9 protein-coding genes, 1 tRNA gene and 1 rRNA gene (1 of these 11 running past the window's edge) are annotated in these 11,684 nt (G+C 41.5%); 8 read left to right on the forward strand and 3 right to left on the reverse strand.

Features of this window, described 5'->3' with window-relative positions; all coding sequences use genetic code 11:
• The 5 genes from rrf to I3257_RS08040 form a co-directional block, all read left to right on the forward strand.
• A 5S ribosomal RNA gene (rrf, locus tag I3257_RS08020) occupies window positions 1–88 on the forward strand; the annotation flags it as partial.
• 223 nt (window positions 89–311) lie between these two features.
• On the forward strand, window positions 312–965 hold the full coding sequence (locus I3257_RS08025) for a phospholipase D-like domain-containing protein (RefSeq protein ID WP_238049351.1): 654 nt from the start codon (window positions 312–314) through the stop codon (window positions 963–965).
• Window positions 966–1,345: 380 nt separating this feature from the next.
• Window positions 1,346–1,759, forward strand: a complete 414-nt coding sequence (locus I3257_RS08030) for an OsmC family protein (protein WP_238049352.1) — start codon at window positions 1,346–1,348, stop codon at window positions 1,757–1,759.
• 4 nt (window positions 1,760–1,763) lie between these two features.
• Window positions 1,764–2,225: a flavodoxin family protein gene (locus tag I3257_RS08035; RefSeq protein ID WP_238049353.1), complete on the forward strand. Its 462-nt coding sequence runs from the start codon at window positions 1,764–1,766 to the stop codon at window positions 2,223–2,225.
• A gap of 74 nt (window positions 2,226–2,299) precedes the next feature.
• Complete coding sequence (locus I3257_RS08040) at window positions 2,300–2,953, forward strand: DUF938 domain-containing protein (protein WP_238049354.1); 654 nt, start codon at window positions 2,300–2,302, stop codon at window positions 2,951–2,953.
• A 94-nt stretch (window positions 2,954–3,047) separates the two neighbouring features.
• Here I3257_RS08040 and ppc read toward each other — a convergent pair whose 3' ends face one another.
• On the reverse strand, window positions 3,048–5,837 hold the full coding sequence (gene ppc, locus I3257_RS08045; RefSeq protein WP_238049355.1) for a phosphoenolpyruvate carboxylase: 2,790 nt from the start codon (window positions 5,835–5,837) through the stop codon (window positions 3,048–3,050).
• Window positions 5,838–5,931: 94 nt separating this feature from the next.
• Window positions 5,932–6,723 (reverse strand): dienelactone hydrolase family protein, encoded by a 792-nt coding sequence (locus tag I3257_RS08050; protein ID WP_238049356.1) that lies wholly within the window; start codon window positions 6,721–6,723, stop codon window positions 5,932–5,934.
• A gap of 312 nt (window positions 6,724–7,035) precedes the next feature.
• Here I3257_RS08050 and I3257_RS08055 point away from each other — a divergent pair, with 312 nt between their 5' ends.
• The 3 genes from I3257_RS08055 (at window position 7,036) to I3257_RS08065 (ending at window position 11,592) form a co-directional block, all read left to right on the forward strand.
• Entirely contained in the window at window positions 7,036–9,123 is a 2,088-nt protein-coding gene (locus I3257_RS08055) for a catalase (protein ID WP_238049357.1), read from the forward strand.
• Between the two features lie 193 nt (window positions 9,124–9,316).
• On the forward strand, window positions 9,317–10,540 hold the full coding sequence (locus I3257_RS08060) for a hypothetical protein (protein ID WP_238049358.1): 1,224 nt from the start codon (window positions 9,317–9,319) through the stop codon (window positions 10,538–10,540).
• Between the two features lie 263 nt (window positions 10,541–10,803).
• The gene (locus I3257_RS08065; protein WP_238049359.1) at window positions 10,804–11,592 is read left to right on the forward strand and encodes an MBL fold metallo-hydrolase; all 789 of its coding nucleotides are present in this window, start codon (window positions 10,804–10,806) and stop codon (window positions 11,590–11,592) included.
• A gap of 63 nt (window positions 11,593–11,655) precedes the next feature.
• Here the strand turns inward: I3257_RS08065 and I3257_RS08070 are convergent.
• Window positions 11,656–11,684, reverse strand: a tRNA-Lys gene (locus tag I3257_RS08070) (it continues 147 nt past the right edge of the window).

Below are 11,684 nucleotides of genomic sequence, written 5' to 3' on the forward strand. Positions count from 1 at the left end.
CCTGATCCCTTCCCGAACTCAGAAGTGAAACATCATTGCGCCAATGGTAGTGTGGATTCGTCCATGTGAGAGTAGGTCATCGTCAGCTCTCTATTCAAAGTAAAACCCCCTTTGCGAAAGCAGAGGGGGTTTTCTTTGTCTGGGGATTTATTTGATATTCAATACTTTTTACCTATAACGTTGTCTATAAATGTGAAAGAGTGAATAATATTTCTTTCCTTTTTATACTATTGATTGTGATATTACTACTAAATCTATAGGATAGTAAGTTTTCAAGTATTATTAAGCTATAGTTTGGAGTATATACAGAATTGAAGGTTTCAGATCTTACCTTAAATACAATCAAGTCTTACATTACAGGCGATGGTGCTCCAACTCCTTATATGTCAGGACCAGAACTGATTAAATTTTTCAATGCTTTTGGGTTATCTCATGAATATTCTAGTGGAGGTCTTCCAAATGCATGGTCGAGAAATGAGTATACTTATGAACGCTTGAAAGAAGTAAATGGTAGTCCCCAGTTTAAGAAGTTAATTGAAGCGATTCCTGATATTAGAAGAGTTAGTAACCCTGATGAAATAGCTTCGAAACTTAGTAGAATAATAAAGTATGACGGTTATTTTTTTGAAATGGATGACCTAGGAATTTTTAAAGTGACTGGTTCTGGGGTTGATGACCCAATAATGATTGCTGCACACTTTCAGGAAATAAAAAATCAAATTATTGAAGCGATTCAGGCTGCAGAATTTACTATTTGGGTCGCTGTAGCATGGTTTACAGATAAAGATATTGGAAATGAATTACGTAACAAAAATCAGAGTGGGATAAATGTACGAATAATCGTAAACGATGATGTAACCACTGATAAATACGGCTTAGACTTTGGTTCTAGAGGCATTGAATATAAAAAGATTTCCCCAAGTTCTCATTGGGGAAAAAAATTAATGCATAATAGATTTATATAAAGTTATTCATGGATCGTATAACTGGACAAGTAATGCTCAACACAATAACGAAAGTATTACTATTACAGATAGTAGAACCTTAGCTGAGGAGTTTTCTAGGCAATTTATTGAGCTTTATAATCAGAAAAATTAACAGACGCATGAATGTTGATATTAAAGCATCTTGATTTTGTCTTACTTGCTATCTTCAAATGTTGACCCAGAAATACTTTGGCAGTGAATTAGTGGCATCATATATAAATCCTTTCTCTGAAAAATCTAAAGCCATAATCTCAAGTTTTAACTGAAGATTATTAAGAAGATATTTTGTTAATCAGCTCACTATTTAAAAGCTTTTAAAAAGAAGTAAGCCAAATATAACAACTATCAAAGGAAAACCTATGACCACATCAAAAGTAACTTATCAAGGCGACCTGCGTACTACCGCTATTCACTTGCAATCAAACAATGAAATAATCACCGATGCGCCAACGGACAATCAAGGCAAGGGCGAGGCATTTTTACCAACTGATTTATTGGCGACGAGTTTAGCCAGTTGTATGCTGACGATTATCGGTATTAAAGCTCGTGATATGGAGATTGACCTTGAAGGAACCACAGCTGAAGTGACCAAAGTCATGGCTGCTGATCCAAGACGCGTGAGTGAGTTCCATATCATCGTGACGTTCAACAGTGCGCTTGATGATAGAACGCAAACCATCTTTTATAACACCGCATTGACTTGTCCAGTCGCCAACAGTATTCACCCTGATATCACGCAGAACTTAACGTTCCGTACTGCTCGTGGCCTTTAAAACCATGGCAAAAACGTTATTGATCGTCGCTCAGGCGCCATCGCCGAATACTAAAAAATTAGCACAAGCGGCCTACGATGGTGCCAATCACCCTGATATAGATATCAAAGTCGTACTTAAATCTCCTCAAGATACGCAACCTGAAGATGTGCTAGCTGCTGATGCGTTATTGTTAGGCACGACTGAGAATTTGGCGTATATGGCAGGGCTGACTAAGGATTTTTTTGATCGCTGTTATTATCCGGTGTTAGAGAAGAAGCAGGGCATGCCATTTGCACTATATATTCGCGCAGGTCATGACGGTACGGGTACTAAGCTTGCTATGAAAACCATTACGACCGGATTGCGTTGGTCATGGATTCAAGAAGCGCTGATTTTACAGGGTGATTGGCAAGCAGTATTTACTGAGCAAGTCGAAGAACTGGCGATGACATTGGCAGCTGGGGTAGAAGCGGGTATTTATTAGTTTTTTCGACGCTTTGCTTGTCGCCATTATTAATATCAAAGCTACAGTAATGAAGATATATAAGGATATTAGCAGTGTTGAATGATGATTTAGATAATAGCCAATCGATTGCTCCTGCTGGAATAGCATTTTCTCAAGCGTGTGAAAATAATAAGCAGCCGATTCTAGAAGTTTTACAGCAAGAGTTGCAAGGTTCTATTCATGTGTTAGAGGTTGGGTCAGGTACGGGTCAGCATAGTGTGTATTTTGCCCCTAGATTGACTCATTTAACATGGCAGACCAGTGATATGTTGGCTAATCACGCCACCATCAATGCTTGGCATGCTGCTTATCTTGCCCCTAATTTATATGCACCGCTTACTTTTGATGTATCGTGTGATTCAGTGCCAATAAATGAGGTTGCCAATGCGCCTTATGATGCGGTATTTACCGCCAATACCTTGCATATCATGTCGTGGACTTTAGTGGCTAAATTATTCCAATTGGTCGGTGATATGCTACCTTTAAATGGTAAATTCATCGTTTATGGACCATTTAACGAAAATGGCATTTATAGCAGCGCAAGCAATCGTCAGTTTGATAATAGCTTACGGCAGCGTGATGCTAACAGTGGCATCCGTCATTTAGAAGACGTTATAGAATTGGCAAGTCAATACCATTTAACGTTAAGTAAGCGTTATGCTATGCCATCTAACAATCAAATATTAGTATTCGAAAAACTCTATTAACGTAAAAAGCTGAGTTGATTCACTGTGATAACACTATGAATCAACTCAGCTTTATATAAGTTCGAATCCGTAAAGACCAACCTATTTATAAATACTAACCTGTATTGCGTAGCCCTGCTGCCAAAGCATTGATACTACGAATCAATGCATCTTCGACAGCCAGTCTCTCGTTATTTTCCAATTTATCATCACTAGCGTTATCAGGCTGGCGCATACGCTTGAGTAGCTCAATCTGGATGTAGTTGATGGGGTCTAAATAGGCGTTACGCCATTCTAATGAATGAGCCAAGTCTTGTTGGTTTGAGAGTAAAGACGCCTGCTCTAGCAAGGAGTTGAGACCTGCGTGCGTCAGTTCATGCTCATCAATCACTGCCTGCATGACTTGCTCACGTAAGCTTTCGTCTTTACACAGTTGACTGTATGCACGGGCGATATTCCTCTCGGATTTGGTAAAAGCCATTTCAATATTACTGATAAAGACATTGAAAAATGGCCAGTTCTTATTCATCTCTTTCATTAACGCTTCGTCTTTTTTGACGCTATCTAAAGCACTGCCCACGCCATACCAAGCGGGAAGGGTAAAGCGCGCCAATGACCAGCCAAATACCCACGGTATCGCCCGAATCGTCGATTTGCTCGGCAGTCCTTTTTTACGGTGAGCAGGACGCGAGCCAATATTGAGCAATGAAATCTCTTGTACTGGCGTGGCCTCAGAATAAAACTGATAGAAGCCCTTTGTATTATCCGTCAGCTCTCGATATTGCTGTTCGCCTGCATTTGCCAAATCAGCAAATAACGCTTCATAGCTATCTAGCTGTTTGGGTTGTTCGACAAATCGTGACGAGCTGGCTTTTAGCGCCCCCGTGATTCCCATGGTTAATTCAAACACGGCAGTATCTGGATTGGCATACTTGGCGTAAAGTACTTCGCCTTGTTCAGTGAACTTGATCTGTCCATGTAAAGTGCCAGCAGGCTGAGCGGCGATGGCTTGATGGGTTGAGCCACCACCACGACTGACGGAACCACCACGACCATGGAACAGGCGGGTGGTGATACCATATTGATTGGCGATATCGGTGATGGTTTGCTGGGCACTATATAACTGCCAAGCGGAAGTAATAATGCCGCCGTCTTTAGAGGAGTCTGAGTAGCCAAGCATAATCTCTTGAATGTTTCCTGAGTGCTCAAGTAACTCCCGATATAGCCGATTGTCCAACACTATTGGCATAATTTTATCGATATTTTTTAAATCTTCGATGGTTTCAAACAGTGGCGCAACTGGTAGGGCAGAAAATAAATGCCCGTTCTTATCAATACCCGATAAACCTGCAAAACGCATCAGTAGCAGCACCTCTAATAGCTGACTGGCGTTATTGGTCATCGAAATTACATAGCTACCAAAAGTATCGTCGCCAACCAGTTTACGCAGTTTAGCGACAGAATTCATTAACGCAAGCTGTTCGTGTGTTTGCGCGCTTAAATTGTTGGTATAAATCAGCGGTGCACCGGGCTTTTCTAGCAAACGCGTTAGCCATTCTTGGCGCTCTGTTTCGCTGAGGGTTTTATAGTCGGGCAGATTTGAGGCGCTAGCAAAAATATCTGCAATGACTTCGCCGTGATATCCTGAATCTTGACGAATATCCAGCGCAGCCAAATGAAAACCGCAGGTTTTGACTAGGCGAATGGTATCAAGCAGTAAGCCTTCGCCATGTGCTTTGTCATGAGTATTGACACTTTTGCGAATAAGGCGTAAATCATCTAGCAAGGCCGTCGGTGTTGAATAAGCCTCTTTTGCAGCCTCTTTATCTGTGCCTTGGCTTTGGATATGCTGGTTGGTCGCTTTTATTTTAGCCAGAATAATGGACAGCAGTCTTCGGTACGGCTCATTATTGTAATCATCAGGATTGTAGCAAAAGACTTTTTGATCGAGTGTGCTGTAGTCTTTGATACGGGTATAAATCTCTGGCGCGATATCGACGATAGTATCGCTATGAATCAGTTCACGACGCAATTTTCTGACCAATACTTGATAATGACGCAGTACAGTATTGGCATGCATCAATACCGCCATTTCAGTGGTTTCGTGGGTGACGAATGGATTGCCATCTCTATCCCCGCCAATCCAAGAGCCAAAACTGACAAAGGCGGGTAAAGGGTAGTCGATTAACTCAGGATAGATATCGACGATAGCGTCTTTTATATTACGATACACTTTGGGAATGGCAGTGAATAAGCTGGCATCAAAATAGTGTAAGCCGTTGTTTATTTCATCATAAACCAACGGTTTTCGGCTGCGAACTTCGTCTGATGACCACAGTAAGTCAATGGTTTCTGCTGTTTTTTGCTTGGCTTGCATAAAGGCTAGACTGCCTTCGGGATAGTCGCTCATGGCATCGGTATGCTCATAGAGGGTCTGCAAGATATTCATGGTGGTGCGTCTACGGGCTTCGGTAGGATGAGCCGTAAAAACAGGAATAAATTTAAGGTGATCAATAAGCTCTTTGATTTGCGCAGGTTCGATTTGCCGCTCACGGCATTCTAACAAGGTGCGGCGAAAGGATCCTTCCCAGCTTTGATTGGACTGAGCACGCATAGTACGGCGTTGCTCACGCAGATAGTTTTCTTCCGTTAAATTGGCGAGGAAAAAGTAAATAGAGAATGCGCGAATGACGTTTTTTAAGGTTTGATTGTCTAATGAGGCAATAAGATCGATCAGCTGCTGTTTGTGTGCTGGATTATGCTCACGGCGCTCCTGAATAAAGCCTTTGCGTAATGTTTCGATAGTACGTAGGGTGTCCTCCCCAGATTGGCGAGAAATGGCCTCACCTAAAAATGCGCCTAACAATCTAACACGCGCACGCAATACGTCGTTCTTCAATAACATAATTGGCTTCCTTGGCTTTTAATCGACTCATTTATCAATGAGATAGGTTGGTTAATAATTAAGGGTCGCTGTTCTTATAGGATATAAATTAAAGTTATTTATATTCATTTGCTAAAAAATCCAAATAGCGTTTCCACGAGCGCTCATCTGCACGTGCATCATATCTATCACTGCCGAACACGCTAAAGGCATGTGGTGCACCACTGTATGTCACCATCTCATGCGGTACGTTGGCGGCTTCTAGCGTCTTACCCAAAGTGGCGAAGCTCTCTAGAGAGACAGATTCATCAGCAGAGCCATGGAATACTAAGATTTCTCCAGTTGTCTTGTCATAACTTTGACCCGTTGGAATATCAAAGGCACCATGGAAGGGTACAAATGCTTTTTGCTCAAATCCTGAGCGCGCCAGTTCCAGAGCAACGGTACCGCCAAAACAATATCCCATGGTAGTGCCTTTACGCACATCATTACCTTGTAGTCTTCCAGCATTCAACGCACCTTGAAGTATGCGACGCATTTTATTGCGATCATCGTATAACTCCCCAGTTAAGCGTTTGTTTTCTTCAATGGAAGTAGGACGAACGCCTTGCCCGAAAATGTCTGCCGCCAATACGTTGTAGCCCTCGCCTGCTAACATATCAGCACGTTTGCGTTCATAATCTGTCAATCCATCCCAGTCATGAATGAGTAAGATAAAAGGCGCATTCGCTTTGTCGGCTTTGGCGTAATAGCCTTCGTATGCTTGATCATCCACGGTATAGATAATATTTTTGGTTGTAATAGCGGCAGCCGTTTGACTAAAAGTCAGTGCCATTAGTCCGATTGACGCACCCATTAGCAATGAGTGATAAGGTTTTTTGGACGGAGTATTTGAAGTTGATAACATGGTAGGTCACCTTATAATCGTATAAAAAAGATAAATAGTTGGCTAAAACCATGCCCAGTTTATTTATCAACTGTTTTAATGCTTCATAAGAGCATACCTTAAAAAATCACCACATGACAAGAATCTATCGTCAACGTTAAAGCTCTCTTTAAATATGCTGAAATTACGGCTTTATCACGGCTGCAAACTTTAACCAAATATCAACAAGGAGTGCCATGAATTAGTCATATTTTTTGGCTAATATTAAAGACAGCTCTATACAAAGGTTCTAAAGAAATAGAGCCTACTTTTAATTACTAGCTAGGATGCATAATGAAAAATAATATTGATCATACTGACCCCGCTAAAGATATGAATACGGAACGTGGCAATGGTGGTGAGACTCACCAGCGCGCAGGGGATGACACTAAATTGCTAACGACCCAACAAGGTATCGTCATCTCTGACAATCAAAACTCTCTAAAAGCAGGCGCACGTGGGCCAACCTTATTAGAGGACTTTGTGTTACGAGAAAAAATCCATCATTTTGACCATGAGCGTATTCCTGAGCGTATCGTCCATGCACGTGGTAGTGCTGCTCACGGTTATTTTGAACTCACTGAGTCGCTCGAAAAATATACCACGGCGAAAATTTTGACTGAAACAGGTAAACAGACGCCTTTATTTACCCGTTTTTCTACGGTTGCAGGTAACAAAGGCTCAAAAGATACGCCACGTGATGTGCGTGGTTTTGCCGTAAAAATTTATACCGAAGAAGGCAATTGGGACATCGTTGGTAACAACATGCCGATTTTCTTTATTCAAGATGCGATGAAGTTTCCAGACCTCATTCATGCGGTCAAACCAGAGCCTGATCGTGGATTTCCGCAAGCCGCTTCGGCGCACGATACTTTTTGGGATTTTGTGTCATTAAGTCCTGAGACCATGCATAATTTAATTTGGCTGATGAGTGATCGTGCACTACCACGCAGTTTACGCATGATGGAAGGCTTTGGTATCCACAGCTATCGTCTCATCAATGAAGCGGGCAAGAGCACCTTTGTCCGTTTCCATTGGAAGCCAGTATTAGGTGTACAGTCAACCACGTGGGATGAGGCGGTAAAAATCTCAGGCGCTGACCCTGATTATCATCGCCGTGATTTATTTGAAGCCATTAATAATGGCGACTATCCTGAATGGGAGTTTGGCGTACAGCTATTTACTGAAGAAGAAGCTGATAAATTCCCGTTTGATCATCTAGATGCCACCAAATTGATTCCAGAAGAGATGGTGCCAGTGAAAGTCGTGGGTAAAATGGTGCTGAACCGTTATCCCGATAACTTCTTTGCAGAAACGGAACAAGTGGCGTTCTGTCCATCGCATTTGCCACCGGGCATTGATTTCAGTAACGATCCATTATTACAAGGTCGATTGTTCAGTTATCTAGACACCCAGTTATCACGTTTAGGTTCGCCTAACTTTGCCCAAATTCCAATTAATGCGCCGAAATGCCCGTTTGCCAATAATCAGCAAGATGGTCATATGCAGATGCAGGTACCTAAGACTCGTGTGCTCTATGAACCGCAAAGCTTAGATCCGACTAGACCACGTGAAAGCGCCAAGCGTGGCTTTGAATCATTCCATGAGCAGTTGGATGATGGTGTGAAAGGTCGCGTGCGTGCAGAAAGTTTTGCCGATCACTACAGTCAGCCGCGGATGTTCTATCGTAGCCAAACACCAGCTGAGCAAGCGCACATTGCTTCTGCTTATGCCTTTGAGCTAGGTAAAGTAGATACGGCGCATGTACGTACTCGTATGCTGAGTCATCTGCCGCATATCGATGAAGACTTGGCAAATCGTGTGGCAAAAGCGCTAGGTATGGAACTGCCAGAGCCTGCTGATGCCGCTGCTCCTGTACAGGATATGGCGACATCGAAAGCAGTACAAACGATTGGTCTAACGCCTAAGAGTTTAAAAGGCCGTTTGATTGGTATCTTGGTCGCTGAAGGCTCTAAGCATAGTGAAATCAAAAAGTTCGAAGAGGCGGCAAAAGCGCAGGGTGCTAGCGTGAAAATCGTTGCGCCCAATAAAGTGGTTGTCTTAGATGACGACACTCGCATACAAGCAGATGAGCGTCTCGCTGGCGGCCCTTCAGTGATGTTTGACGCAGTCGTTAGTATTATTATGCCAGACCAAGCTAAAAAGCTAGCAAAAGACAGCTCAGCACTAGATTGGTTTAATGATGCCTATGGACATTGCAAAGCGATTGCTTATTGCGGGGCGACTGATGAGTTTATCTTAAGTAAATTACCTATCGAAAAAGACAGTTTCGTGACGCCACTGGCTGAATTGGATACTTTTATCGAAAATGCCAGGTCACGCTTGTGGGAACGTGAGCCAAAGGTTCGTGATTTGGCGTAGTTTTTTTAGACCTTTAATAAAGAACTCAGCCATTGTGCTGGGTTTTTTATTGAATTTTTAAAGCTAATTTCAGAGTGCTTGGTAGCGCCTAAATATTTGAAAATAGAATAAAAACTCAATGTGTATTTTAGTTGTTTTTTTGTTAAATAAAGTTTAAATTATCTAACAATACTATTAGTCCGGAATTTTTATCGTGAAAACACTTAATAAGAATTTATCACTTAGTTTGTTGATTCTACTGACAGGCAGTCTAGTAGGTTGTGGCGGATCAAGTGGCAGCGATAATGCTACTTCTAACGAACAGATAAATACTGAAAAACCGAAACCCGAAAAACCCAAGCCAGAAACTTCAAAACCCAAGCCTGAAATACCGAAACCTGAAGTAGTAGAGCTAAAAGATACTTTGACCCTACCTTCATTACCTCTCAATAATAAGCCATTAGATATCGAAGCTAATAATGACGGATTGAATGACCTTAAAACAGGAATATTTGATATTGACATTGGTCGCTACGAGGATAATAACCCGCAGGGTTATAGCTGTACGGACAAGAATCGAACATATTGTACTTTTGTTAAACAGTACAAGCTGGACGAAAGTTTAAATAAAATTGTTGAACGCCATTGGATGTATGAGCCTGCATTAAAGCAATGGCTCTCAGTCAGTGATGGTATTACAGAAGACTTTTTTTATAATAGATACTTTACTGGAGATACTCTAAGCTACAATGGCAAATGGGGCAGCCGCGACGAACTTACGTTTCCTGATTATAGAAGTGATTTTAAGGTAGGCGCGGGTAAGCTGATTTTTGATAAAGGCAGCTCAAAATATGACGTTATTATTAAAGCGGTAGGTCTTCCAGGCGGGGCTAAAAGATACAATATCGACTTTATTTTAACGCAAGGTGAGGTAATAACGCTTGAAGATGTGGATTTTTTCTCAGGAAATAATCAATCAGGAGATGCCAACAAGTATTCAACATTAAAAGCGTATCGTGACGCTCACTCAAAAATTGAAGATTTGGTTTGTGCGCTTAAATTGAGTAACAGTGGACTGGTCTTTAACAAAGACACTCTTGGTGCTACTTTGTATAATATACAGCCTGTTTGTACTTATGCCATCAATTATAATGTTTCACCTCAAATACTAGAAGAAGGCGTCAAAACAGTAGCTGGGAAAAAAGTAATTTATCTAAATAACCCCACTGATATGTCATTAGAGGCCTCTAAAAATACCAGTGAGCAGCAGTATCTGATGGCAATTGCATTGGGTAGTGATGGAGTTGCTCAAATGGGCCGAGCATATCAACCAGGGTTTGGCTACTCTTTAGAAACCCAGATTTATGATAGAAAAGGAATTTATCAGTATATGGAAATCACCAGTGACGATAAAGAGGCATTGGTTTTACCATTCTAATTTAAAAACATCATGAATTAATAGGCAGTAAAAACTCAAATAAAAACCTAACATTAATGTTAGGTTTTTGCTTTTTAGCCAATGATGATTAAGCCAAAAAAAGAGTTAAGAAGCAAACCTATTTCAGACAAAAGCCCATCTCAAAAAAAATAGTCACAAGCGTTCACTCAAAATCATTACAAGTTGAATGGCGGGCGCTATACTAAAATTAATTATATTAAACAAGCCTCATCACCATAGATAGCTATGGGCAGGGAATGCAAATGAGTTTATGTAACATTGTACGCTTGGATGGATATATCCAAAGTACTTATCTTGCGGTATATCCAGATAAAATTATGCTGCTGGACGGTGGTTGCCGCCCTGATGTAGCGATGGTATTAGATTATATTAGAACGACGTTACAGCGACCAATCAGCGATCTAAAAGTCGTCGTGGTGACCCATATGCATCCTGATCATGCAGGCGGCGCTCATCAATTTAGAAAAGAGACGGGCTGCATCATTGTTTCGGCAGAAAAAAAGCGGCAATGGTATAGCGGTATCGGTGGGCATGCCATGCATTTTGTGGATATAAATCTTGCGCATTATGTGGCGAGACGTCAAGGTCGCTCCCTTAAGAACCTGTATTATCCTGCCCACCTTACGCCTGATATTATCGTTAAAGATGGGGATAGTGTGCCGAAATTTGATGAATGGCAAGTACTGGAAACACCCGGACATACAGATCGTGACTTGTCTCTATTTCATGTACCAAGTCGGCAAGTCTATACGGCCGACCTCATTATCAAACTGCGTCATAAGTTCGTGGCGCCTTTTCCTATTTATGATCCTAAAGTCTATATTCAGTCACTACAAAGAATAAAGGCGTTGAAACCATCCATGGTCATGATGGCACATGGATGTGAGCTGGCAATAGATGCAGCAACGTTTGATATGCTGATTACGCAAGCACCCAAGCATCCACGGACGATCAAAGACACGATTAAGCATAAGCTACTGTGGCGAAAAGACGCTGACTTCACTATTTTTAAACGAAACCGTAAAAAATAAAGTGAAATTTTAAACAAAAAAAAGCCCAGTCACTATTAATATAATGACTGGGTTTTCTAAATATGGTGGGCCGACCGCGACTCGAACGCGGG

The organism is Psychrobacter sp. Ps7, assembly GCF_022129225.1.
GTDB classification, from domain to species: Bacteria; Pseudomonadota; Gammaproteobacteria; order Pseudomonadales; family Moraxellaceae; genus Psychrobacter; species Psychrobacter immobilis_A.